The organism is Dietzia sp. IBK-p2-16D (genome assembly GCF_057773085.1).
This window is the reverse complement of the sequence record NZ_JBYMTL010000002.1, coordinates 146,375-169,868: the sequence shown is the minus strand read 5'-3', so window position 1 is coordinate 169,868 and position 23,494 is coordinate 146,375. Positions and strand designations below refer to the sequence as shown.

Annotated in this window: 21 protein-coding genes; 3 read left to right on the top strand and 18 right to left on the bottom strand. The window is 70.9% G+C overall.

All coding sequences use genetic code 11. From position 1 onward, the window contains the following. Nucleotides 1-76: 76 nt before the first annotated feature. Entirely contained in the window at nucleotides 77-1,447 is a 1,371-nt protein-coding gene (locus AC3DE3_RS05155) for an oxygenase MpaB family protein (RefSeq protein ID WP_488369213.1), read from the bottom strand. A gap of 130 nt (nucleotides 1,448-1,577) precedes the next feature. Here AC3DE3_RS05155 and AC3DE3_RS05150 point away from each other — a divergent pair, with 130 nt between their 5' ends. Next, the gene (locus AC3DE3_RS05150) at nucleotides 1,578-2,222 is read left to right on the top strand and encodes a TetR/AcrR family transcriptional regulator (RefSeq protein ID WP_488369212.1); all 645 of its coding nucleotides are present in this window, start codon (nucleotides 1,578-1,580) and stop codon (nucleotides 2,220-2,222) included. Nucleotides 2,223-2,271: 49 nt separating this feature from the next. On the opposite strand, the gene AC3DE3_RS05145 is transcribed toward AC3DE3_RS05150, so the two are convergent. Beyond that, the gene (locus AC3DE3_RS05145) at nucleotides 2,272-3,300 is read right to left on the bottom strand and encodes an esterase/lipase family protein (RefSeq protein WP_488369211.1); all 1,029 of its coding nucleotides are present in this window, start codon (nucleotides 3,298-3,300) and stop codon (nucleotides 2,272-2,274) included. Between the two features lie 125 nt (nucleotides 3,301-3,425). Between AC3DE3_RS05145 and AC3DE3_RS05140 the strand changes: the two genes are divergently transcribed. Further along, entirely contained in the window at nucleotides 3,426-4,136 is a 711-nt protein-coding gene (locus AC3DE3_RS05140) for a GntR family transcriptional regulator (RefSeq protein WP_488369210.1), read from the top strand. A 3-nt stretch (nucleotides 4,137-4,139) separates the two neighbouring features. On the opposite strand, the gene AC3DE3_RS05135 is transcribed toward AC3DE3_RS05140, so the two are convergent. The 15 genes from AC3DE3_RS05135 to AC3DE3_RS05065 form a co-directional block, all read right to left on the bottom strand. Beyond that, nucleotides 4,140-4,994 (bottom strand): oxygenase MpaB family protein, encoded by an 855-nt coding sequence (locus AC3DE3_RS05135; RefSeq protein ID WP_260486059.1) that lies wholly within the window; start codon nucleotides 4,992-4,994, stop codon nucleotides 4,140-4,142. A 23-nt stretch (nucleotides 4,995-5,017) separates the two neighbouring features. Then, nucleotides 5,018-5,608 (bottom strand): hypothetical protein, encoded by a 591-nt coding sequence (locus AC3DE3_RS05130; protein WP_260486060.1) that lies wholly within the window; start codon nucleotides 5,606-5,608, stop codon nucleotides 5,018-5,020. Further along, the gene (locus AC3DE3_RS05125; RefSeq protein WP_488369209.1) at nucleotides 5,598-6,815 is read right to left on the bottom strand and encodes an MlaD family protein; all 1,218 of its coding nucleotides are present in this window, start codon (nucleotides 6,813-6,815) and stop codon (nucleotides 5,598-5,600) included. Before AC3DE3_RS05125 ends, AC3DE3_RS05130 begins: the two co-directional genes overlap by 11 nt. After that, entirely contained in the window at nucleotides 6,812-7,912 is a 1,101-nt protein-coding gene (locus tag AC3DE3_RS05120; protein WP_260486062.1) for an MlaD family protein, read from the bottom strand. Before AC3DE3_RS05120 ends, AC3DE3_RS05125 begins: the two co-directional genes overlap by 4 nt. Before the next feature lie 2 nt (nucleotides 7,913-7,914). Next, complete coding sequence (locus AC3DE3_RS05115) at nucleotides 7,915-9,012, bottom strand: MCE family protein (RefSeq protein WP_260486063.1); 1,098 nt, start codon at nucleotides 9,010-9,012, stop codon at nucleotides 7,915-7,917. After that, nucleotides 9,003-10,031, bottom strand: a complete 1,029-nt coding sequence (locus AC3DE3_RS05110) for an MCE family protein (RefSeq protein WP_260486064.1) — start codon at nucleotides 10,029-10,031, stop codon at nucleotides 9,003-9,005. Before AC3DE3_RS05110 ends, AC3DE3_RS05115 begins: the two co-directional genes overlap by 10 nt. Before the next feature lie 11 nt (nucleotides 10,032-10,042). Continuing rightward, nucleotides 10,043-11,089, bottom strand: coding sequence for an MlaD family protein (locus AC3DE3_RS05105; protein ID WP_488369208.1), 1,047 nt, complete (start codon nucleotides 11,087-11,089; stop codon nucleotides 10,043-10,045). Next, complete coding sequence (locus tag AC3DE3_RS05100) at nucleotides 11,086-12,369, bottom strand: MlaD family protein (RefSeq protein WP_488369207.1); 1,284 nt, start codon at nucleotides 12,367-12,369, stop codon at nucleotides 11,086-11,088. Before AC3DE3_RS05100 ends, AC3DE3_RS05105 begins: the two co-directional genes overlap by 4 nt. Continuing rightward, nucleotides 12,366-13,157 (bottom strand): MlaE family ABC transporter permease, encoded by a 792-nt coding sequence (locus AC3DE3_RS05095; protein ID WP_488369615.1) that lies wholly within the window; start codon nucleotides 13,155-13,157, stop codon nucleotides 12,366-12,368. The genes AC3DE3_RS05100 and AC3DE3_RS05095 overlap by 4 nt, the downstream gene beginning before the upstream one ends. Nucleotides 13,158-13,248: 91 nt before the next feature. Further along, nucleotides 13,249-14,058 carry an MlaE family ABC transporter permease gene (locus tag AC3DE3_RS05090; RefSeq protein ID WP_260486067.1) on the bottom strand — a complete coding sequence of 270 codons (810 nt, stop codon included), beginning with the start codon at nucleotides 14,056-14,058 and terminating at the stop codon, nucleotides 13,249-13,251. A gap of 10 nt (nucleotides 14,059-14,068) precedes the next feature. Continuing rightward, nucleotides 14,069-15,661 carry a fatty-acid--CoA ligase FadD5 gene (gene fadD5, locus AC3DE3_RS05085; RefSeq protein ID WP_488369206.1) on the bottom strand — a complete coding sequence of 531 codons (1,593 nt, stop codon included), beginning with the start codon at nucleotides 15,659-15,661 and terminating at the stop codon, nucleotides 14,069-14,071. Between the two features lie 56 nt (nucleotides 15,662-15,717). Next, complete coding sequence (locus AC3DE3_RS05080; RefSeq protein WP_260486069.1) at nucleotides 15,718-16,509, bottom strand: enoyl-CoA hydratase; 792 nt, start codon at nucleotides 16,507-16,509, stop codon at nucleotides 15,718-15,720. After that, nucleotides 16,506-17,492 carry an NAD(P)H-dependent flavin oxidoreductase gene (locus AC3DE3_RS05075; protein ID WP_488369614.1) on the bottom strand — a complete coding sequence of 329 codons (987 nt, stop codon included), beginning with the start codon at nucleotides 17,490-17,492 and terminating at the stop codon, nucleotides 16,506-16,508. Before AC3DE3_RS05075 ends, AC3DE3_RS05080 begins: the two co-directional genes overlap by 4 nt. Further along, nucleotides 17,492-19,702: a 3-hydroxyacyl-CoA dehydrogenase NAD-binding domain-containing protein gene (locus AC3DE3_RS05070; RefSeq protein ID WP_488369205.1), complete on the bottom strand. Its 2,211-nt coding sequence runs from the start codon at nucleotides 19,700-19,702 to the stop codon at nucleotides 17,492-17,494. The genes AC3DE3_RS05075 and AC3DE3_RS05070 overlap by 1 nt, the downstream gene beginning before the upstream one ends. A gap of 44 nt (nucleotides 19,703-19,746) precedes the next feature. Beyond that, the gene (locus AC3DE3_RS05065; protein ID WP_488369204.1) at nucleotides 19,747-20,964 is read right to left on the bottom strand and encodes an acetyl-CoA C-acetyltransferase; all 1,218 of its coding nucleotides are present in this window, start codon (nucleotides 20,962-20,964) and stop codon (nucleotides 19,747-19,749) included. 163 nt (nucleotides 20,965-21,127) lie between these two features. Here AC3DE3_RS05065 and AC3DE3_RS05060 point away from each other — a divergent pair, with 163 nt between their 5' ends. Then, a complete protein-coding gene (locus AC3DE3_RS05060; protein WP_488369203.1) occupies nucleotides 21,128-22,396 on the top strand; it encodes a TetR/AcrR family transcriptional regulator in 1,269 nt (422 codons plus the stop codon). Nucleotides 22,397-22,411: 15 nt separating this feature from the next. Here AC3DE3_RS05060 and AC3DE3_RS05055 read toward each other — a convergent pair whose 3' ends face one another. Beyond that, nucleotides 22,412-23,494, bottom strand: a complete 1,083-nt coding sequence (locus tag AC3DE3_RS05055; RefSeq protein ID WP_488369202.1) for an oxygenase MpaB family protein — start codon at nucleotides 23,492-23,494, stop codon at nucleotides 22,412-22,414.

Below are 23,494 nucleotides of genomic sequence, written 5' to 3'. Positions count from 1 at the left end.
CCCTCGCCGCAGGGCGTACGGCCGATCCGGGGCGAGGTTCCCGACGCCGGCGACCCCGTTCCGCCCGGTCGTGTGGTCAGTGGATCGGGCACCCGACCGGTGTCGATGGCGTGGCGTCGTGGTGGTCGTACGGTGTGGTCAGGATTCCCCTGCGCGCGGCGGCGGCTCGTGAGGTCAGGACATTGACGCGCCAGAATCGGTCTCCCCTCCGTGCACGCCGACGCAGACGTGCGTCCTCGAACGGCAGAGCGTCGGCGATCCGGTTCATCCGGACGTTGACCCTGGCCACCACCCCGATCACCCGCACCCACCGAGCGATCGGGATGTCGCGCACCGGTGTGGTGGCGATGAGGGCACGCACCGCGGGCTCCCCGCCGAAGTAGGCCATCATGCCCAACAGGGGGCCCACCATCGCGCGCCCCTTCAGGCTCAGCCGACCGTCCTCGGCGGAGAGGTTGGCGGCGGCAGCCCCGGACATCTCCGCGGTCGCCTCGGTCGGGCCGCCGGTGTACGGCAGGAAGTGGTTGAGCACCTCGACGGCGTCGTCGGCGGTGGTGGGGATGACGTCCTCGCTGACGCCGAAGACGTGGGCGATGTACGCCCAGTGGATCCACGCATCGTCCAGATCCACCTGGGAGTACCGACGGCCGTGTCCCTGATCCACGAGCATCGGCAGGAGGCCGAACGAGATCGCGCCCATCAGCATCGCGGTGCACGAGATCGGGCAGCCGTCGCGATCGAAACTCTCCGGCTTCCAGGACCGTCGGAGGCCGGCGCGGACCTGGGAGTGCATGAGGCGGACCTTGACGGTGTCCTTGAAGACCGGCGAGTACCGGTCCATGGCGCTGGCGCGGGTGACGTTCCAGAACCAGGTGTAGGTCTCGAACATCCGCCTCTGGTAGTCGTTGATGAACCTGCGCGTCGTCCCCGTGGCGGTCGAGACGTCGTTGCCGACGAAGGTCGCCAACGCATCCATCACCGCCATCCCCGTCTTGCCTGCGAACGACCCGCTGATCCACAGCCGGCGCCCACGCTCCCACCGTTCCGGATCGTGCCACGCGGGTGGATTGTCCAGGCTGGCGAACAGTCTCTCCAGCTCCGGCGGCGGATCGTTCACGGCGTCGATGCCGTTGTCCAGGGCGAGTTCGAGCATCCGCCGCCCCTCGGCCATGCCGATTCGTCGGAATGCGTGCACCACGTCGTCCATCAGTTCGTCGCCCTGCCATTGATGATCGGCCACGAGATCGATCATCGGTGACGGCGACGTCAGCCGTTCCCGCGGCACCATCGGTTCGACGAAGCGGCTGCGCGAGGCGTCCCACAGCTCATGGCTCTCGGTCGACCGCTCCGGCCACGGCCGCAGCGGCATGCCGGGACGGTGGAAGTAGTCGAACGGGTGGGGCGAGCCGACGGGGTCCCGCGGCGGTGTCGTCGTCGACGTTGACATGGCGTCGTCTCCCTCGTTCGTCCACGTGCCGGCGCGGATGTGACCGGAATCATATCGAGGCTATTGCTGAGGGATACTCACCTTCAACTCGGTTATTGACATCGATCCTCGGGCCTGGTGGATTAGGACAATGCCCAGTTCAGCCCGCTACAAGCCCGTGCAGAAGCGCTCCCAGGACACGATCGAGAAGATCCTGGACACCACTGCTCGGCTTTTGATCCGCCACGGGTACATCGGTCTGACCACCAATCAGATCGCCTCGGAGGCCGGGATCGGCATCGGAACGGTCTACCGGTACTTCGCCGACAAGAACGACCTGCTCATCGCGCTCCGCGATCGCACCAGCGCGGAGATGACCGACGAACTCGCCGGGGTGGTGATGTCGTCGCTGTCGTTCGAACCGGCGGTCGCCGTGCGTCAGCTGTTCGCGCTCCTCGTCGAGGCGGTCGAACGCAATGCGGCCATCATCAACGCGCTCGCGAACGAGGTGCCGATGGGCCTGCAGGGCACCATCCTCCCCGAGGTCGAGGGTCAGTTGATGCGCCTCGGACGGCATTTTCTGGCGTCCCACCGCCCCGACCTGTCCGACACCGAGGTGTCCGAACTGTCGTACGTCGGCGTCACGCTGGGGTTCGCTGCCGCCATGCGGATCGGGGTGAACCGCGAGCCCCACATGGACAGGCAGCGATTGATCGACTGTGCGGGTGACGCGTTGACCGCCTGGATCGATCCGCAGCGTCACCGCGTCCTGTCGCCCCGGGCGGAGGACCCGTGACGGGCGGGCGGCGGTCCGCCCACAGCCGGGGACGTCGGCCTCCCCCGCATCAGCTGTGCAGCGGCGTGATCGGCGGGACGAACTCGCAGCCCACCGGACGCGGGGTGGCGGGGTCGAGCGCGTTGAACACCAGATCGCGGGCGACGGGGTCGGTGACGATGGAGACGTGCTCGGAGAAGTCCAGCGGGCAGTAGTCCTGCACGACGTGGTTCTCCGCATTGGGACCCTCGACGTACCCGCTGGTGTACGGGGTGACGATCTCGTCGATGTTCGTGAGGATGTTCGTGTATCGCACGTCCGGGTGGTACGGGGTCCCGTCCCGCCACAGGTCGTGGAAGAACCGGCTGCCCGCGAGGACCTGGTTGCACGCGCCGCATCCGGCGGTGTGGATGAAGTCCTGGACCTCGTCGCGGATGCCCACCTGCCCGAACGCGTCGAAGATCGTGGAGAGGAAGAACGCCGTACTGCCCCGCCACACCGAGCCGAGCCCGACGTAGTTCTCGACGTAGCGGTGGCCGCCCATCTCGTTGACGTAGACCGCCGGCATGATCGTGCCCTGCGAGTGCCCCACCAGATCGACCTTCTCCGCCCCGGTCGCCTCGCGCACCCGGTCGACGAACCCGGCGAGCTCGGCGGCGCCCTCCTCCATCGTCCGCGTCCCGCCCAGCGCGTTCAGCGGCCACGGGGCCTCCGGATGCGCGCCGTAGGTCAGGGCGTAGACGCAGTACCCCTCGTTGGCCAGGCTCGGTGCGAGGTAGGCCCAGTTGTCCTGGCGGTTGAGGAACGTGCCGTGGACCAGGACCACCGGGCGCGGCCGGGCCTCGGTCAGTTCGCAGTCCCAGTCGTTGGTGGCCGGGTGCTCGCCGAGAGGGTTCTGCACCTCCGCGCGCAGTCCGTCGACGAACGACGCGGGCACCGGGTGCGGGCCACCGGCGGTGGGAGGCGGGACCGTGCCGGCCGCGACCGGTGCGGTGGCCCCCGTGGTCGGGGCGGCGGGGCCGGGCTGCGCGGCGGCGCCAGAGGGGACGACGACGAGGGCCGCCATCGCGAGAACGAGCGCGGACACGAGATGTTTCACGTGAATCCCTTTCGCACGGGCGGCGATGCCACCCCCGGCGAGGTAGTGTGAGCCGCTACAGATATATTTGATTTCGATTATCGGTCCTCGGCACCCCCCGCGGGTGCTCCTTCTTGTGAAACGAGGTGGCGGACGTGGCCCCCACACGACTCGCCCAGCGCCCCCAGCTCTCCGAGGAGGTCGCCGACCACGTGCGGACCCGCATCATGAGCGGCGAGGTCCGTCCCGGGGACTTCATCCGGCTCGACGAGACCGCCGCGGCCCTCGGGGTGAGCGTGACCCCGGTCCGCGAGGCACTGCTCACCCTGCGCGGCGAGGGCCTCGTCGACCTGGTGCCGCGGCGCGGGTACCTGGTCTCCCCGATGAGCCGGCAGGACATCGAGGACATCTTCTGGCTCCAGGCGGAACTGTCCAAGCGGATCGTCGACCGGGCGATCACCCGCTACGACGCGGCCACGCTCGAGTTCCACGCCCGGTTGATCGACGACTTCGAGAAGGCGTCCGCATCCGGTGACACCAACGGTGTCGTGCACGCGCAGTACGCCATCCACCGGACGCTCAACCGGGCTTCCCGGTCGGACAAGCTCTCCCGCTTCCTGTCGAACGCCGCCCGCTACATGCCCTACCGGCTGTACGCGGACGACCCCGACTGGCGTGCGGGCGCACTGCTGGACCACCGTCGCATGCTCGAGGCGCTGCGTAGCGGCGATGTCGAGACCGCCCACGACGTGGTGGAGTCCGAGTTCGCGGGCGGCGCGACACTGCTCATCGCCCACCTCGAGCGGGCCGGCGTGTGGGACGAGGAGCGCGAGCCGGAGCTCGCCGCGGAGGCCTGAGCCTCACATGAGCGACCGGCCGGTCCTCAACCGCCACCTCAGGTCGATGAGCAGGATCCGGTAGGTGATCGTCCGAACCGTCTCCGGCAGCAGCCCGTTGAGCCGGGCGGTCGCGGCGAGGAAGCTCTCGAAACGGCGCTGGTCGCGCGGGCTCCACGGGAGTCCGAGTTCGTCCCGGAACTCGCGGTGCAGGAAGCCGCTGGTGATCCACTTGTTGATCCGCCCGAACAGCAGGGTGGCGGGCTGCGGCAGCATCCGGAGTTCGGTCAGCCCGACCAGGTGCTCCCGGACGGGTTCGTCGAAGCGGATCCTCGCCATGCCCTCGCGCCAATAGCCCTCGAAGTCGGCGCGGGTGGCGGGCCACTGGTCGGGCCGCACCTGCAAGGTCGTGCCCAGCGTCGGCGCGGAGGCGTAGAACGCCTCCCTGTCGGAATCGGTCATGGGACCGTGCAACCACTCGAAGACGTCCTCGAACCCGATGTAGAGGCACGCGGCCACCCACATCTGCAGTCTGGGGTCGTTCGCGCTGTACTTCACCCGGCTCTCGGGCGTGGAGAACACCTCCCGGTGGATCCGGTAGACCTCCTCGCTGTAGACCCTCTTGTCCTCGTCGCTGCCGAGCGTGGCGACGGCGAGGTACTGGAATGTCGTCCGCGCCCGCTTGAAGGGGCGTTTGTAAACGTTGCCGGTGTCCACCCGGCTCTCGCGCACCCCCCATCCGACCTCGGGCCAGGCCAGTTGCATGATCACGTTGGCGACGCCACTGGCGGCGCCGAGGGAGTCCACCGCGTCGGTGAGCCCGGGCGGTCTCCCACGGGTGATCGGCGGCGCGGGATTGCGGTGCAGTTCGGTGAGCACGGACGGTTCTCCTTCGAAAATGGTCAGGCGAGTTGGGCGTCGTCGAGGAGCCAGCGGTCGCCGTCGCGGACCACGGTCACGACCATGCGGCTGGAGTCGACCCGTCCGTCGGGGACGGTGACGTTGCTGATCTCCTGGTCCAGGAACACCAGGACCACCGCGCGATCGCCATCGACGCTCTCGACGGCGGCGTGCGTGACGGTCCCCGTCGAGGTGCCCTCGCCGCTGGCGAGCAGCTCGCGCAGGCCGTCGGAGACCTCGCGGTAGCGCTCGGCGAAATCGGGGGTGGCGTCCGCGACGACGGCGTCGAGGTTCGCGTCCACGTCGGTGTGGTCGTACGTGGCCAGCTGGGTCACCAGGCGGGTCGCGTCGTCCGAGGCGGAGCGCCGGAGTTCGGCGTCCCGGTGGTTCTGCCAGGTCAGGTAGCCGAGGATTCCCGTCGCCGCGAGCAGGGCCACGATCACCAGTGCGGTCACGATCCGTCCGGCACGGCCGCGACGGCGTTCGGCCCCGGGCTCGGCCTGCTCGGCCCCGGCCTGTTCGGCCCCGGGCTCGGCTCTTTCGGCCCCCTCGGCCCGGTCGACCGGGCCGGTCGTCTTCTCGTCAACCGCCATTGCTGCGTAGTCCTTCCATCATCGTGGCCCAGTACGCGGCGATCTCGGTACCCGTCGGGACGAGCAACGGGTCCACTGCCATGTCCGGACCGATCCGCGTGCCCGGCCGGTTGGCTCCGGCCAGGCCCTCGCCGTTCGGTCTCGGTGCGGCCTGCGAGCCGCGTTGGGCGAGGTTCTCTCCGGGCGGGCAGTACATGCGCAGGTCGGGCTCCTCCCAGGAGTGGTCTCGCACGTCGCGCGGTTCGTACGGGTACACACACAGCGGCCCCTGGGTGGCGATGAGGGCGAAGTCGGCGCGTCCGTCGCGCACCGAGCCGGCCAGGGCGCGCAGGCCCCGCTCCCCCTGGGTCAGACCCGCCTCCCACGCCGGCCCGCGGTCCCGGAACACCGGGGTGACCACGAGGGTGTTGGCGAGCAGGCCGGCCGCGTCGTCCCGGTTGTCATCGAGCAGCCTCTGTGCGCGGAGCATCGCCTCGGGCGAGCGGTCGAGCATGTACACGAGGGTGTCCTCGCGACGTGCCAACTGGCCGGTGACGTCGCGCGCCGTCGCCACCGATCCGGAGACGGGTGCGTCGCGGGCGGCGAGCGCGCGAACCGTCACCAGCCCGTCGTCGACGAGGCCCCGGAAGGTCGGTGCGCGGTCGGCGAGCACGGCCGCGAGCGTCGCCGTGTCCTCGATGATCGCGCCCAGTCTCGGCCCGTTGCCCTCGAGTGCTGCCGCGGTGCTGTCGCCGAACGAGGCCAGGGACCGGGGGTCCACGGCCCGCAGCGAGGCGTCGATGTCGGCGATGAGGTCCGCCAGCGGCGGGGACTGCACGTCCTCCGGGACGCGCAACTCGTCGCCCTCCCCGAGGTAGGGACCGTCCGCGGTCTCGGGCCGCACGTCGAGCCGGTTGTCGCCCAGCGCGGTGCTGGTGACCACCTTGGCCAGGGAGTCCCGGGGGATCCGCGTCCCCTCGAGGATCCGGAGGCGCAACCGGACCCCGCCGGAACCGTCGAGCTCGGCACCCTGGACCACCCCCACGTCCGCGCCGCGGTACGTCACCCGGACCCCGGGCCCGACCCCCCTCGCGTCCTCGACATGCGCCACCACCCGGAAACCGCTGGAGACGTCCGCGTCCTGCCCGATGTAGCGGATGCCGTAGCCGATCGCCACGACCGAGATGAGGGCGAACAGCAACGCCTGCGCGACGATGTGCCGGTTCACGGCGTGCCCCCCATCGGTGGCAGGGCGTCGGCCGGACCCGTGGCACCCGGCGGCAGCGGGCGCCCCGCCCGCACCTCGCCGCCGGTGCCCAGGACGTCGAGGGAGCCCGTCAGGTCGAGGTCACCGTCGAAGACGAGGTGATCCCCGCGGGCCGCCTCGTCGAGGTGGATGACGAACCGCTCCAGCGCGTCCAGGGTGGGGGCGACCTCCTCGCCGAAGCCCTCCATGTCCTCGAGCAGGACGGTCAGGGTCCGCAGTGACGGCGCGATCCTCCCCTCGGTCGCCGACGTGAACTGGTCGACCTGCACCGTCAGCGCGGTCGTGGTGTCCATGAGGGCGACGATCGTCTCCCTGCTACGGGCGGCCTCCGAGACCAGGTCCGCGGACACGTCCAGGCCACGGTCGAGGAGGTCGCGGCGGCCGGCGAGCGCGGCGTTGACCCGGTCCAACGCCAGCAGCGTGCGATCGACATCGTCCCGGTGCGCCTCGTACAGGGCCAGAGCCCGCTCGCCGCGTTCGCGGATCCTGCCGATCTCCTCCCCACGTCCTCCGAGGGCCACGGTCAGCTCCTCCATCACCGACCCGAGCTGGTCGATCCCGCTGCCGTTGAGCAGCAGCCCGAGCGACGCCAGGCTCGACTCGAGGTCCGGACCGACCCCGCTACGCGACCGCGGGATCACCCTCGTGTCCTCCAGCAGTGCGGCGGTCCCCGGACCGCGGGGGGCGCTCAGCGCGATGAACGGACTCCCCAGTGCGGTCGGGAGTCGGATCTCGGCGAGTACATCGGCGGGGACCCCGGAATCACCTTCGAGGCGGACCCCGATCACCGCGTCGCTGCCGTCGGTGTCCACCGTGCGGACGCGCCCCACCAGGGACTCTCCGTACCGGACCTCGGCACCGGGGGCGAGGCGGTCGGCCCGCTCGAATCGCATCTCCACGTCCGTAGAGTCCTCACCGGTGTCCATCCCCAGCGGGAGCGCCTGCAACGACAGGGCCGGGGAGTGCGCGGCGACCACAGCTGCCAGCACCAGCAAGACCACCCCGATCGATGCCACGAGTCCGCGGATGAGGTGCGGTCCCGTCCTGGTCTCCCTCATGGTCACCCGCCTCCCGTCGCGCGTTCGAAGGCGCCCACGATCCCGAGTGGATCGTTCTGCTCCACGGGGAACATGAGCGGATTGGTCAGTCCGGCCCCCGTACACAACGGCAGCGGTTCGCGGGCGCACAGTTCGCGACCGCGCTCGAAGTGGGTGATGTTCGACGAGATGTTGAGGCGGATCCGCGCCCGACCGTCCGGTCCGATGCTGTCGGCCATGTTGCCCATCATCTGCGGGTACTGGTCGAGGAACTCCGCGAAGTCGGCGCGGTGGCGCGCGTACAGGGCGGTGACATCGCGGGTCGCCCCCGTCGCGGCCGTGAGGTCCTCGCCGCGGGCGGCCATGATCCCGTCCACCTCGTCGAGGATGACGCGCAGGTCCTCCGCGGGGGCGGCGACGTCGATCTCGTCCTCCCTGATCTGTCGTCCCAGGTCGTCGAGCCCCAGGACGAGGTCACGCATCTTCTGGTCGCGTCCGCCGGCGGCGTCCATGAGCACGGACAGTTCCGTGACGATCGCCCCGAGGTCCTGCGCGCGGTCTCCACCCACCGCGGAGACGGTGGACAGGTCGCGGATGGCGCGGTTCAGCTCCTCCCCGCGGCCGTCGAGCGCCGCGGCGCCACGGTCGAGGCCCCGGGCCACCTCTTCGGCACCCGGCGCGAACGCCGAGCTCAACGTGTCGACGCCGGCGACGAACTCGTCGAAGTCCAGTGGCGCCCGGGTCCTGGCAACCGGGATGACGCCGCCGTCCGGGAAGGTGGGCCCGTCGATGTACGCAGGGGTGAGCTCGACGAACCTGTCCGCGATGACGGCGGGGTTCATCACCACCGCGCCCACGTTCCCGGGCAGTCGGGTCCCGGGATTGAGGGAGAGCCCGACCCGGACGACCGGCCCGAGGGGCTCGACCTCCTCCACCAGCCCCACCTCGACTCCGACGATCCGCACCTGGGAGCCCACGTAGATCCCGTCCGCGGTCGCGAACTCGGCGGTGATCCGCACGCGGGAATCACCGCGTCCCCCGACCATCACCACGGCGAGGACGATCGCGGCGACCAGGACGGTGGCGAGAACGATGAGGACACGGGCGCGACTCAACGGCATCCGTCCATCACCCCCAGGGCACAGAGGGCGGAGTCGGGGATCGGTCCGGTGGGGGTGGCGACGTCGGTCCAGGGCCCGTTGCCGGACGCGTCGCTCACGGCGCGCAGACCCGGTGGCAGGCGGGTGAGCGCCTCGTCCATCACCTCGATGTTGCGGTGGTAGGTCTCGCTGATCGAACGCATGTTGACCAGGAGACGGTCGACGTCCTCGGCCTCGGAACCGAGCAGCGAGCGGACGCGGGTCGCCAGGTCCTCGACCGACGCGACCAGAGTCCGCAGGGCCTCCCGGCGCTGCGTCAGCACGGTCACCAGGACACGGGCCTGATCCGTGAGCGTGCGGATCCCGGCCTCCTGGGTGACGAGGATCCCGGTGATCTCCCGTGTGGTGGTGACGACCTGACTCATCCTGGCGTCCTCCCGTGCGAGTAGTCCGAGCGCGGCGGAGACGTCGTCGATCGCCCGCCCCGTGGCGTCGGCGTCCTGCGGCAGGACACTGTCGAGGGTGTCGATCACCGCGCTCACCGCCTCGGTGTCGAGACCGTCGGCGAGGTCGGTCACGGCCTCACCGACGTCGTCGATCATGTACGGGGAGGTGGTCCGTTCCACCCTGATGCGGCGCTGCGGACCGAGGTCTCCGGAACCCGACGGGACGACGTCCAGGAACCGGTTGCCCAGGATCGACTTGAGCCCGACCGTCGCGGTGCTCGACTCCCCGAGACCCTGGCCCCGGTCCAGGCGGAACCCCACCACGGCCAGGCCGTTCTCGATCGACAGTGAGTCGACCCTGCCGGTCGGGACGCCCGAGACGAGCACCGTGTCCCCGGCGCGCAGACCGCCCGCGTTGTGGAACTCCGCCGTGTACGCCTCGGTGCGAAGGACGTACCACAGGCGCGGCAGCGCGACCCCGGCCACGAACACCGCCAGCACGAGCAGGATCGACACCGCCCCCACCAGCACCGTGTTCCCCCGGCGGGCGTGCCGCGGGTCCCGGACCAGGTCCGACAGACTCTCGCGGATCATCTCCGACCCCCTCACCTGCACACCTCCGAGTTCTGGTGTCCGAACGGGTTGGCCTGCATCCCGTCCCACGAGACGGTGAAGTTGCACATGTACAGGGACAGGAACCCGCCCTTGCGGGTCAGTGCGTTGACCTCACGGGCGAACCCGGGCACCCGGCCGAGCGTCGACTCGAACTCGTCGGTCCGGGGGACCCAGCCGTCGGTGGTGTGGCGCGCGGCGTCCACGCTCGTCCGCAGGTCGCGGTCCGTCTCCTCAAGCATCGCCGCCAGGGCCGCCGACGAGGCACCCCCGCGGTCGATGAGCAGGGCGAGGTCGCGTCCCCCGCCGTCGGCGAGCGCCCCGGAGACCTCGTCGAGCCCCCGGACCAGACGCCGCAGGTCACCCTCCCGACCGGTGAGGGTATCCCCGAGCGCCTCGACGTTGTCCGCGAGCCGGGTGTAGACGTCCTCGCGGTCGAGGACATCCCGGCTGAGCAGCGCCAACCTCGACAGGAGGGTGTCCATCGCGCCGGGCTCACCCTGGAACGCGGCGACCACCGTGTGCGAGAGCGCGTTGACCTCCTCCGGCCGGACGGAGTCGAACAGCGGCTTGAACCCGTTGACGAGGGCGGTCAGGTCCACCGGTCCCGTGGTGTCCTCCATCGGGATGCGCGAACCCTCGGGCATGTCGACCGCACCACGGACGGCCGGCGCTCCGCCCGGGGTCGGGTCGAGCGACAGGTAGCGGATCCCGAGCATGTCCCCGTACCGCACCGACGCACGGGCGCCCGCGGTGACGGGGTTGTCCTGCTCGACCTCGAAGTGCACCACGGCGGTGACGGCACCGCCCGCCCGGATCTCCCGGTCCACCCCGAGCACCCGCCCGACCCGGACGCCGGCGACGGTGACCTCGGATCCGGGCCCGAGCCCACCCACGTCGTCGAACTCGGCGCTGTACCCGCGGGCACCGAACCCCACCGGTACGCGCAGCGTGTTGATCACCAACACCGTGCACAGGACCCCGAGCAGGCAGAAGACGAAGAGCTGCACCGCTGGCGCCAGACCCGGACGTCCGGTCATCGGATCGCCACCTCGTTCCCACGCACGAGCGGGCCGAGCATCGTCCACGCGGCCGCGTCGGGACCCGCATCGTGGACCCCGGGCGGCGGGACCGGTGACCCGGGCTCGCCCGCGGCCGCCGCCTGGAGCTCCCGGATGACGTCCCGTTCCGAGGCGGCGTTCACCGTCAGCCCGGGCCCGGTGTCCGGGGCGGGCTCGCCCGTGCAGGTCGAGCCCGCCAGGTCCGGGTACTGCGGGCAGTCCTGCGGTCCGTAGGGCATCGGATCGGCGAACGACGGGACCGCGGTGATGTCGAACCGGCCCGTCGAGAACGCCGCCGCGCCCGCCTCGCCCATGGGGCGCATCGCGTAGAGGGTCCGGATGACCCCGTGTGGATTGCGGGCCGTCCGGTCGAAGACGACCCCGGTATCGTGGACCAACCTGATCGCGCCCGGCACCGTCCGGTCGGCGAGGACCGCGCCCGAGGCCCCGGCGCCCAGACCCGCGTCGAGGAGGCGGCCCAGGGAACCCGGGCGGTCGAGGACGATCCCGGACAGCCGGGTGGCCTCCTCCATCGTCGCGAGGATCGCCGGGCTCGCCGAGGCCAGGTCCTCGGCGAGGGCGGCCACTCCCGGGGAGGCGTCGAGCGCGTCGCCGAGCGCCGGGTCGAGCTGGGCGGTCGCCCGGTCGGCGTCGTCGATAACGCGGCCCAGGGTCTCCCCGCGGCCGTCGAGTGCCCGGGACAGTGCGGTGAGGGCCACCTGCATCCGCTGCGGCTCGATGGACACCAACAGATCGCTGGCCCGGGTGAACACGTCGTAGAGCTGCACCGCCTCGTCCGACCGGTCCGCGGGCAGCTCGTCGCCGTCCGTGAGCGTCCGCACCCGGCCGGAAACGGGCCCCGCCGCCGGACCGGTTCCGCCGGCCGGGACCAGGTCCAGCCGGACATCACCGAACAGCGTGCGCGGGACCACCCGCACGACCACGTCCCCCGGGATGTGGTCGGCGTGCTCGGGGTCGATCAACATCTCCACGCGGGTGCCGGGCTCGTCGTCGTCACCGACCTCGCCCGCCGACCCGCGCACGTCACCGACCTTCACTCCCAGGTGGTGGACCGGTGCGTTCTCCGGGATCCGTCCCGCCGCGGCCGGCAGTGCGGAGGTCACCGTGGCCCCGGCGTCGAACACGCCGGCCCCGCGGCCCACCAGCAGCACCCCGATCGTCACCGCCACGACGGTCGCAACCACGCCGCGCAGGATCAGGGTCCGCTCGGGCGCCGGGCGCGCCACCCGGCGCCTCATGTGATCCCCAGGGCGGGGACCTCGGGCACGAGACCCCACAGGGCGAACGTGAGCACGATGTCGAGGAAGCCGATCGCGAGGATGCTGGTGCGCAACGCACGCCCCGCCGCATGGCCGACCCCCTCGGGCCCGCCGGTGGCGTGATAGCCGTAACTGCAGTGCACGAGCACGATCACGAGGGCGAACACGACGGCCTTGATCAGCGAGTACAGCACGTCCTCGGGACCGAGGGTGATGTGGAAGAAGTGGTCGTAGGTCCCGGCCGACCCGCCGTTGACGTACACCACCACGAACCGGGTGGCGATGTAGGTGGCGACCAACCCGATCGCGTAGAGCGGGACGATGCAGATCATCGTGGCCACCAGGCGGGTGCCCGCCAGATACGGCACTGTCGGCACGGACATGGCGTCGAGCGCGTCGATCTCGTCGGAGATGCGCATCGACCCGAGCCTGGCGGTGAACCCGGTGCCGACCTTGGCGGCCAGGGCCACGGATGCCACCACCGGCGCGAGCTCACGGGTGTTGGCCATGGCCGAGAGCATCCCGGACAGGGTCGTCATCCCGATGAGGTCGAGGCCGCGGTAGGTCTCGACCCCGACCATGATGGCCGCCACGGCGGACATCGCCAGGACGATGCCCACCGTGCCCCCGCCGGCGACCAGCGACTTGGACCCGAAGCCCACGTCGACGACCTCGCGGAGCACCTGTCCCCGGTAGCGGACCACGGCGGTCGGGAGCGAGACCAGGACCCTGCCGGCGAAGGTCACGTGCCTGCCGACCTCGGCCATCGCCGTGCCCAGTGCGTTGACGCGGCCCGCGGTCCGCGTGGCGCGGGCGCGCTGCCACGCGGTGGTCTCCGCGACCCGGAAGCCCCCCACCTCAGTACTTCCCCACCGACGGCACGGCCAGCCCGTAGACCGCGGACAGGACCGTGTTGACCACGAAGACGGTGACGAACGCCAGGACGACGGTCTCGTTCACCGCGTCCGCGACACCGGAGGAGCCGCCGTCGGCGTGCAGACCCTTGAACGTCGCGATGAGCGCGGAGACGATCGCGAAGGCGATCGACTTGACCATGGCCATCCACAGGTCGGACGGACGGCCGTACGCGCTCAGGGTCGACAGGAACGCGCCGGCGGACTCCCCCTGCCCGTAGACCTGGTAGAGCAGGCAGGCCACCACGCCCATGGCGGTGACCAGCGCGCACATCACCACCGAGACGAGCACGGTGGCGATCACGCGGGGCACGACCAGACGTTCCACCACGTCGAGGCCCATGACCTCCATCGCCTCGACCTCCTCGCGGATCGTCCGCGAGCCGAGATCCGCGCAGATGGCCGAGCCCCCGACCCCGGCGAGCATGAGCGCACACACCAGGGCCGAGGCCTGTCCCACCACCACGAAGGCCACCACCGCACCCGCGTACCCGGCCGCGCCCAGCCGGCCGGCGAGCTCCCCCACCGAGACCGCGACGAGCACGCCGACCGGGAGCATGAGCAGCAGTGCGGGCACCGAGCTCACACGCGCGATGAACAGCGCCTGGTCACGGGTCTCGGCGAGCGCCAACCGGCCGCGGGCCACGGTGCTCACGCACCGCAGCAGGGTGAAGACCGAGAACCCGACGAGCGAGCCGACCTGGCCGGCGAGATCGACGACCGGGCCGCGGCCGGTGGGGAGGTGGAAGACCATGGCGCTCGGGTCAGACGCCCATGGTGCCGTGCTCGGAGCGCAGCGTGCCCTTGACGACCTTGCCGCTGGCGTTGCGCGGGAGCTCGTCGACGTGGACCAGGTGCTTGGGGAGCTTGAAGCCGGCGAGCTTGTCCCGCAGCCACTCGGTCAGCTCCTCGAGGGTGAGATCGGTGCCGCCGTCCTCCACGTTCTGGGCGACCACCGCGACGGGGACCTCGCCCCACTTGTCGTCCTTGCGGCCGATCACCGCGACCTCGCGGATCCGCGGGTGTCCGGCGATGATGTTCTCCACCTCGGCGCAGTAGATGTTCTCGCCGCCGGAGATGATCATGTCCTTCTTGCGGTCCACGACGTAGACGAAGCCCTCGTCGTCCATCCGGACCAGGTCGCCGGAGTGGAACCAGCCGCCCTCGAACGCCTCCGCGGTCTCCTCGGGCTTGTTCCAGTAGCCGGACATGGTGGTGGGGCCGCGGTAGACGATCTCGCCGACCTCACCCGGGCCGACGGGCTCCCCGAATGCGTCGACGACGCGGGCCTGGAGGGTGGGGATGACCTTGCCGACGGACCCGAGCTTGCGGATCGCGTCGTCGCCGTCGAGGGCGCAGGTGATCGGGCTCATCTCGGTCTGGCCGAACACGGCGCAGTTCAGGGCGTCCGGGAAGGTCTCGGCCATGGCGCGCAGGATCGTGTCGGTGGACGGGGCCGCGCCCCAGGAGATGTTGCGCAGCACCAGGCTGCGTGGGCGGGCCTGCTGCTCGGCGCAGACGGCCTGCCACTGCACGGGCACGAGGAAGATGCTGGTGATCCGTTCGGCCTCGAGCGTGTCCAGGACCGCCGCGGGGTCGAAGGCCTGCAGCGGGTGGACCACCGTGACGCCACCGAGCTGGAGACTCGGCGCGATCGATCCCAGCGCCGCGATGTGGAACATCGGGGCGGCGCACAACGCGCGGCCCTCCTCGTCGAACAGACGGAAGACGCGGATGCAGGTCAGCGACTGCGCGGTGAGGTTCTCATACGAGAGCATCGCGCCCTTGGGACGACCGGTGGTGCCCGAGGTGTACATGATGAGCGCGGTGGAGTCCTCGGGGACGTCGACCGGCTCGTGCGGCTGGCCCTCCTCCGCGATCGCGTCGGCGTACGTGGTCTGCTCGGGCGTCCCCGACTCACCCCCGATCACGATGTGATGGCCCGGCTCCTCGCCCTGCGCGCGGATCGCACCGACGAGCGGGGCGAGCATGGCGTCGGTGATGACGACCTTCGGCGCGGAGTCGCCGACCAGGTAGGCGAGCTCACCCGGGGTGAGCCGGAAGTTCACCGGTACCGCGATCGCGCCCAGCTCGTTGATGCCCAGCACGGCCTCGACGAACTCAGGGTTGTTGAGCGTGATGAGCATGACCCGGTCGCCCTTGCCCACCCCACGGCGGGCCAATGCGTCGGCGAAGCGGTTGCTGCGCTCGTGCAGTTGGCTCCACGTGGTGGCCTGTCCGAGGTAGCGCAGCGCCTCCGCGTCGGGTTGCATCTCGGCGTGGGTGGCGACCCACGTGTTCCAGTTGTTGCGGCGTGCCGCGTGGAGCTCGGCGATGGGATCCGTGGCGGTGGTCATGATCTCGGCCTTTCGTGACGGTGGGTGACGGGAGGGGCAGGTGACAGAGGGACGGTTCAGGAGAAGTTCGGACGACGTTTCTCGAGGATCGAGGACACTCCCTCGGCGAAGTCGGGCGAGACCAGCAGCTCGCACTGGCCCTCGTGCTCCCGGGCCAGGGCCGCGTCCAGCTCGGCCAACGTGGCCCCGGTGACGGCCCGCTTGGTCAGTTCCAGGGCGCGGCGTGGGCCCCGGGCCAGCCGGCGGGCGAGCTTGGTGGCCGCGGGCTTCAGATCCGCGGTCGGGTGGACCTCCATGGCCAGTCCGACGTCGCCGGCCTCCGACGCGGAGACGGCGTCGCCGCGCAGCAGCATGCGCGAGGCGATCGACCGACCGACGGCCGCCGGCAGCAGCACGCTGGCCCCGCCGTCTGGCATGAGGCCGATGTTGGTGAACGCGAACAACAGGTAGGCGTCCTCCGACATGAGGACGAGGTCGGAGGCCAGCGCGAGTGAGACACCCACCCCGGCGGCCGGACCCGTGACCGCGGCGATCACCGGGACCGGAGCGGTGAGGACCGCGCGGACCAACGCGGCGGCCCCCGCCATGGTGTCGTCGGGGCTGGGCGCGTCGTCCCCGGACTCCTTGATGGCCTGCAGGTCGGCGCCGGTGGTGAACGCCCCGCCCTCTCCGGCGAGCACGATGACCCGGGTGCCCGGGTCGGTGCCGCGTTCGGAGATGATCTCGGTCAGCGCGCTCACGGTGGGGTGGTCGAGGGCGTTCATCCGGTCGGGCCGGTTGATACTGATCGTCACCACTCCCAGGTCGTCATGGTCGACCTTGATGGCGTCACGTCCGGTCGCGGTCATCGGACCGTCTCCCTCGCCTCGACCATCCCGGCCAATCTGCCGGTGATGATCTCCTCCGCCTCGGACATCATCCGGTCGACGAGCTCGGCCACGGTGGGCACGTCGTCGATCAGTCCCTGGCATTGTCCGGCGCTCCAGATACCGGCGTCGAGATCACCGTCCTCGAAGACCTTGCGTCCGCGGGCACCGGCGACCAGGTGTTGGATGTCGGAGAACTCGGCACCCTCGGCCTCCCGCGACACCACCTCGGCGGAGACGGCGTTGGCGGCCACCCGCGCGGTGTTGTGCAGCGTCCGGAAGATCAGCTTCGTGTCGAGCTCGGTGTTGGCCACGATCTGCTGCTTGACCTGCTCGGCGACCGGCGACTCGGCGGTGCACATGAAGCGGGTGCCCATGTTGGCGCCGTCGGCGCCCAGCGCGAGCGCCGCCACCATGCCGCGGGCGTCGGCGATCCCGCCGGACGCGAGGATCGGGATGGACAGCTTCGCCGCGGCGGCGGGGATGAGCACCAGGCCCGGGACGTCGTCCTCCCCCGGGTGGCCGGCACACTCGAAGCCGTCGATCGACACGGCGTCCACTCCGAGCTGCTCGGCCTTGATCGCGTGACGCACCGAGGTGCACTTGTGGATCACCTTGACGCCCGCGGCGTGGAACACCGGCAGGTGGTCCTTGGGGTTGGACCCCGCCGTCTCGACGATCTTCACGCCCGACTCGACGATCGCCTGCCGGTACTCGGCGTACGGCGGCGGGGTGATCGCGGGAAGGATCGTGAGGTTGACCCCGAACGGCTGGTCCGTGAGCTCCCGGCAGCGGGCGATCTCCTTGACCAGGTCCTCAGGGGTGGGTTGGGTGAGCCCGGTGATGATGCCCAGGGCGCCGGCCTCGGAGACGGCGGCGGCGAGTTCGGCCCGGCCGACCCACATCATGCCGCCCTGGACGATCGGGTGCCGTACCCCGAACTCTTCGGTGAATCGGGTGCGGATCACGGGTGGACCTCCTCGTAGGTGCCACCGGAGGTGGCCTTCTCCCGAAGGGAGGCGGGCGGGGTGAATCGGTCGCCGTAGCGCTCGGCGAGCTCCTCGGCGCGGGCGACGAACCCGGACAGTCCGCCGGGGTACTGGTCCATATAGCGGGCGACGCCACCGGTCCAGCCGGGGAAGCCGATGCCGAGGATCGACCCGACGTTGGCGTCGGTGGTGGTCTCCAGCACGCCCTCGTCGAGGCACTTGACGGTCTCGATCGCCTCGGCGAAGAGCATGCGGTCGATCGCGTCCTGCAGCGGGATCTGGGTGGTGCCGCCGAAGGCGTCGGTCAGCCCCGGCCAGAGTCCGGCCCGCTTCCCGTCGGCGTACTCGTAGAAACCGGAACCGGTCGAGCGGCCCTTGCGGTCGAACTCGTCGATCATGCGGTCGAGCACGGCATTGCCCGGGTGGTCGGGCAACTCGCGCCCCTCCTCCTCGGCGGCCTCTCGCGTCTCGTCGCGGATCTTGCGGGGCAGGGTGAGCGTCAGCTCGTCCATGAGTGCGAGCACGGGCGCCGGGTATCCGGCCTGCGCCGAGGCCTGCTCGATCGTCGGGGCGGGCACGCCCTCGGCGAGCATGGCCATGCCCTCGCTGGTGAAAGTGCCGATGACGCGCGAGGTGAAGAACCCGCGCGAGTCGTTGACGACGATCGGGGTCTTGGAGATCTGGGCGACCAGCGCCAGGGCACGTCCGAGCGCGTCCTCACTCGTCTCGGCGCCCTTGATGATCTCAACCAGCGGCATCTTGTCGACCGGGGAGAAGAAGTGGAGCCCGATGAAGTCCGCGGGCCGGTCCACCCCGCCTGCGAGCATGGTGATGGGCAGGGTCGAGGTGTTGGAGCACAGCAGGGCGTCGTCAGCAATGTGCGGCGCGATCTCCGCGAACACGCTCGCCTTGACCTCGGGATCCTCGAACACGGCCTCGATCACGGCCTGCGCCCCGGCGGACTCCGCCGGGTCGGTGGTGGGGGTGATGCGGGCCAGGAGTGCATCGCCCTTGGCCTTCGCGGCGTCCCGGGCCTCGCCCTCGGCGGCGCGGGACACGGTCTTGGCGACGAGCTTGGCGGAGTAGCCCTTGCCGCGCTCGGCGGCGGCCTGGTCGATGTCCTTGAGCACCACCTCCATGCCGGCCTTGGCGCAGACGTAGGCGATCGCGGCGCCCATCATCCCGGCCCCCAGGACGACGACCTTGGAGATCGGCTCCCGGTCGGCCGAGCCGTGGGCCCGGGCCAGGCCGTTGGCCTTCTGCAGGTCGAAGAAGAACGCGCGGATCATGTTCTTGGCGGTCTGGCCGGTGGCCAGACCGGCGAAGTAGCGGGCCTCGATCGCCTGGGCGGCGGCGAAGTCGACCCCGGCGCCCTCCACTGCGGCGGCCATGATCGCCACGGGCGCCGGGTAGGGCGCGCCCTTGAGCTGCTTTCGCAGCATCGCGGGGAAGGCGGGCAGGTTGGCCCCGAGGGCCGGGCTCGACGGCGTCCCGCCGGGCATGCGGTAGCCCTTACGGTCCCACGGCTGGGTGGCAGCGGCGGGGTCGTCCGCGTGGGCGACGATCCACGCCTTCGCCGCGGGCAGCAGCTCGTCCGGGCCGGCGACGAGCTCGTCGACCAGACCGATCTGCTGCGCCTTGCCGGGACGGAGTCGCTTGCCCTCGAGCAGCACTTCCATGAGGGCGGTGGCCACCCCGAGCATCCGGACGGTGCGGACGATCCCGCCACCACCGGGCAGCAGGCCCAGCCCGACCTCGGGCAGACCCAGCTGGATGGCCCGCGAGTCCACCACGATCCGGTGGTGGGTGGCCAGGGCGATCTCCAGTCCGCCACCGAGCGCGGCCCCGCCGATCGCGGCCACGACCGGCCTGCCCAGGGTCTCCAGCCGCCGCAGCGGCGCCTTGGCGCGCTCCACGGTCTCGATCGCCAGGTCGGCGCCATCGGCGGGGATGGAGAGGATGTCGCCGAGGTCGCCACCGGCGAAGAAGGTCTTCTTGGCGGAGGTGAGGACGACGCCGGTGATGTCGTCGACCTCGGACTCGAGCCGGTCCACGGCCGCTTCCATGGAGGCCAGGTAGTCGGCGTTCATGGTGTTGGCGCTCTGATTGGGATCGTCCATGGTGAGGACGACGACGCCGTCGGAATCGCGCTCGTAGGTGATGGTGTTGGTGAATTCGCTACTCATTGGGGTGTTCTCGTCCTTGGGAGGCTTGAGGCCGGCGGCTGGTCTTACAGGCGTTCGATGATCGTGGCGATACCCATCCCGGCACCCACGCAGAGAGTGGCCAGGGCGTAGCGGGCGTCGCGGCGTTCCAACTCGTCCAGGGCGGTGCCGAGGATCATCGCGCCGGTGGCGCCGAGGGGATGGCCCATGGCGATCGCGCCGCCGTTGACGTTGATCTTGTCCATCGGGACGTCGAGGTCCTTGGCGAACTGCATGGGCACGGCGGCGAACGCCTCGTTGACCTCGAACAGGTCGATGTCGTCGACCGTCAGTCCCGCCTTGGCCAGCGCCTTGCGCGCGGCGGGCGTGGGGCCGGTGAGCATGATCGTGGGTTCGGATCCGACCACCGCGGCGGAGACGATCCGGGCGCGCGGCGTCAGGCCGCCCCGCTCGCCCGCCTCGGCGTTGCCGATGAGCAGGGCGGTGGCTCCGTCGACGATGCCCGAGGAGTTGCCGGCGTGGTGGACGTGGTCGATCCTCTCCACCCAGTGGTACTTCTGCAGCGCGACGGCATCGAACCCGGCCTGCTCGCCGAGGGCGGCGAAGGAGGGCTTCAGGGCCGCCAGGTCATCGGCGGTGGTGCCGCGGCGGATGTGCTCGTCGTGGTCGAGGACCACCTGCCCCGCCAGGTCGACCACGGGGACCACCGACCGGGAGAACCGGCCGTCGTCCCACGCGGCCGAGGCCAGTTCCTGGGAACGCTGCGCGAACTCGTCGACATCCCGGCGGGAGAAGCCCTCGAGGGTGGCGATGAGGTCGGCGCCGATGCCCTGGGGCACGAAGGAGGTCTCGTAGTTGACCCGGGGGTTCTGCGCCCACGCCCCGCCATCCGAGCCCATCGGCACCCGCGACATCGACTCCACACCGCCGGCGATCACGAGGTCCTCCCAACCGGCGCGGACCTTCTGCGCGGCCAGGTTGACCGCCTCCAGACCCGAGGCGCAGAAGCGGTTCTCCTGCACCCCGGCCACCGTCTCCGGCAGGCCCGCCGCGATCGCGGCGATCCGCGGCAACACCGCGCCCTGCTCCCCGACGGGGCCGACGATGCCCATCACCACGTCCTCGATCTGCGCCGGGTCGAGGTCGGCGTTCCGCTCGACGAGCGACCGCAGTACGCCGACGGCGAGGTCGATCGGGGCGACGCTGTAGAGCGAACCGCTGGACTTTCCCCGTCCGCGGGGCGTACGCACCGCGTCGTAGATGTAGGCCTCGGGCACTGACATGGGTGGGTGATCCCTTCCGCGTTCGACCACGTTCCGCGGCGTCGACGTGACGCGCCTCGTGGATCCGATCACATATATCTGTGAATTCGGGTTTACTATGGCCACTGTAACCGGTGTTGTCAAGATCACACCTAGTTCCGCCGAACCCGGAAGCCGAGACCACGTGACCCCCACCCACGCGCAGGCCGCGCGCCCCCTCCAGGCCCCGCCGCCGGGGTCCCGACGTGCAGAGATAGCGCTGGTGGCGGGCGAGGAGTTCACCCGGCGCGGCTACCACTCCACCCGCGTGGAGCACATCGCCGATCGGCTGGAGGTGACGCCCGGGGCGCTGTACCGGCACGTGCCCGGCAAGTACGAGATGTTCAGGGACGCCGTCGCGATCCTCATCTCAGAGCTCGAGTCCGCCACCGGAGGCGCGCCCGTCACGGGTGGCGATCGGACGGACGTCGACGAGGAGGACGCCCTGCGACACGTGGTCGAGTCGGTCACGCGGACCACGCTCACCCACCGTTCACGGGCGTCGCTGTACCGCTGGCAACTGCGGTACCTCAGCCCGGAGGACCGCGCCGCGGTGGTCGCCGCCGACGCCCGCGTGCGCGGCCGGGTCGCCGACGCCGTCCGGGGACGACGACGAGGAGGACCCACGGCGGGCGCGGGTTCGGCAGCCGGGGCGATCCTGTCGTGCATCGCCTCACTGGGGCACCACCGGATCGAGATCACCGGACCCGACGCCGTGACGCTGATGACCTCGATCGCCGACGACCTCGCGCTGTGCATTCCGCAGCGACGCCGGCACCCCGAGACCGCGGCGAGGACCGGACCACCCGGTGCGGCACCGGGGTCGATCCGGCTGCGGGGCGGCGCCGCGACCCGGGAGGGCGCCATCAGCGCCGCCATCGAGCGCTTCCATTCCACCGGGTACGACGGGGTGACGATGGAGGCGATCGGCGCCGATGTGGGGGTTGCCGCATCGGCGCTGTACCGGCACTTTCCGGGCAAGGCCGCGCTGCTCACCGCGGCGGTGGACAGGACAGCCGGGCTGGTCGGGGACCTTTTGGACCGGCACGCCGCCTGGCACGGCGCGGGCACGGATCCGGCCGGGTCCCTGGTCGACCTGCTGGACCAGTACATCGGCATCGCGTTCTCCCACGGCCCCGAACTGATGCTGTACCACTCCGAACTGGGCAGTCTGGGCACCGAGGACCGGCACCGGATCCAGCGGGCCCAGCGCGCCCAGCTCGACCGGTGGGCAAGCCTGGTGCACGAGGCCTCCCGCGCGCACGGGGGAACCCCGCCGGACGAGGTGTCCGCCCGGCTCCGGGTGCACGCCGCGCTGTCGGTGGTCCTCGACGGCGGCTGGGGGACGGGCTTCGACCCGGCTGCGACCGCCAGACTCGGCGAGTTGGCCCGGACACTGCTGCTCCCCCGCTGAGCCGGCGGCGGCGGGTCAGGCGGCTCCGGTGGCCCCGGCTGCTGGGGCGTGCGCGACCGGGCAGGTGCCCTTCCGGTCCCGCGGCTGGATCGGGCAGGCCCCCAGATCCGCCGGACGGTAGCCCTCCGGATATCCGGGGTACGTCCGGTTCTCGGTCGCACGGGCCCCGAGTTCCCGGCGACGGACGGGCAGCCAGCGCACCACCCTGGACCGCATCCGCAGTGCCGCGTAGGCGGCGTCCCGGAACGCCGGCGGCTGCCACGGGAAGCCGAAGGCGCGGGTCATGTCGTCGTCGATCAGCGACCGCACGACCTTGCGGACCACCGGCCGGACCGGCTCGGGATACCAGGAACACATCAGCTCGAGCGTGTACGTGCCGATCAGCTCGTTGTTCCGGTCGTAGCGCATGGTGCGGGCCTCGTAGTCGTCCCGCCAGCGCCGGAACTCCCCGATGTCCTCCGGGATCCCCGAGATCTTCATCCGCTGCCCGACCTCGCGGTAGAAGTGGAACGCCGCGAGTCGCTCGTTCGGATGCAGACGCCGCCAGCCGTTCGCATCGATCCACTCGAGCGGCTCGTAGATGAACGTCGACAGCACGTACAGCATGTCGTCATTGGTGATCTCGTACATCGCGTGCTGACGGTTGATGACCCGCAGCGCCTCCTTGCCGCGGGGCGAGTCGTACCCGTGCTCCACCAGCTCCACCATGAGCAGCGCGGTGTCGTCGTACCGCTTCTGCGGGTGGTCGCGGAAATTCCCCGCCTGCTCCAGGACCGCCGACACCGACGGGATGCAATAGGTCCGGTACAGCGCCAGCTCGAGCGACCGCTGGTAGTCCCACGGGAACTCGTACGTCGAGGTGATGCGGTGGATCTCCTCCGCATCCGCCACCGGGTCCAGAGTGTCGATGAGGTCGCGCCAGTACCAACGACCGGGCCTGAGCGGGACCCCCGCCGTGAGCGGGTGCTCGACGGCGGAGTCGGTGACGAGCTCGGCCGGGACGGGTCCGAACACCCCGGGTACGGCGGGCCGCTCGGAGACCGCGGACCTCGTCGTCGTCGTCTTCTCCGGGGTTCTCTCAGCGGAGGTGGCGGTCAT

Excerpts from the sequence above, each read along its gene's own strand:
- AC3DE3_RS05155 (WP_488369213.1), bottom strand. The coding sequence starts at position 1,447 with ATGTCAACGTCGACGACGACACCGCCGCGGGACCCCGTCGGCTCGCCC.
- AC3DE3_RS05150 (WP_488369212.1), top strand. The coding sequence starts at position 1,578 with ATGCCCAGTTCAGCCCGCTACAAGCCCGTGCAGAAGCGCTCCCAGGAC.
- AC3DE3_RS05130 (WP_260486060.1), bottom strand. The coding sequence starts at position 5,608 with ATGGCGGTTGACGAGAAGACGACCGGCCCGGTCGACCGGGCCGAGGGG.
- AC3DE3_RS05120 (WP_260486062.1), bottom strand. The coding sequence starts at position 7,912 with ATGAGGGAGACCAGGACGGGACCGCACCTCATCCGCGGACTCGTGGCA.
- AC3DE3_RS05115 (WP_260486063.1), bottom strand. The coding sequence starts at position 9,012 with ATGCCGTTGAGTCGCGCCCGTGTCCTCATCGTTCTCGCCACCGTCCTG.
- AC3DE3_RS05110 (WP_260486064.1), bottom strand. The coding sequence starts at position 10,031 with ATGATCCGCGAGAGTCTGTCGGACCTGGTCCGGGACCCGCGGCACGCC.
- AC3DE3_RS05105 (WP_488369208.1), bottom strand. The coding sequence starts at position 11,089 with ATGACCGGACGTCCGGGTCTGGCGCCAGCGGTGCAGCTCTTCGTCTTC.
- AC3DE3_RS05100 (WP_488369207.1), bottom strand. The coding sequence starts at position 12,369 with ATGAGGCGCCGGGTGGCGCGCCCGGCGCCCGAGCGGACCCTGATCCTG.
- AC3DE3_RS05095 (WP_488369615.1), bottom strand. The coding sequence starts at position 13,157 with ATGGCCGAGGTCGGCAGGCACGTGACCTTCGCCGGCAGGGTCCTGGTC.
- AC3DE3_RS05090 (WP_260486067.1), bottom strand. The coding sequence starts at position 14,058 with ATGGTCTTCCACCTCCCCACCGGCCGCGGCCCGGTCGTCGATCTCGCC.
- fadD5 (WP_488369206.1), bottom strand. The coding sequence starts at position 15,661 with ATGACCACCGCCACGGATCCCATCGCCGAGCTCCACGCGGCACGCCGC.
- AC3DE3_RS05080 (WP_260486069.1), bottom strand. The coding sequence starts at position 16,509 with ATGACCGCGACCGGACGTGACGCCATCAAGGTCGACCATGACGACCTG.
- AC3DE3_RS05070 (WP_488369205.1), bottom strand. The coding sequence starts at position 19,702 with ATGAGTAGCGAATTCACCAACACCATCACCTACGAGCGCGATTCCGAC.
- AC3DE3_RS05065 (WP_488369204.1), bottom strand. The coding sequence starts at position 20,964 with ATGTCAGTGCCCGAGGCCTACATCTACGACGCGGTGCGTACGCCCCGC.
- AC3DE3_RS05055 (WP_488369202.1), bottom strand. The coding sequence starts at position 23,494 with ATGACCGCCACCTCCGCTGAGAGAACCCCGGAGAAGACGACGACGACG.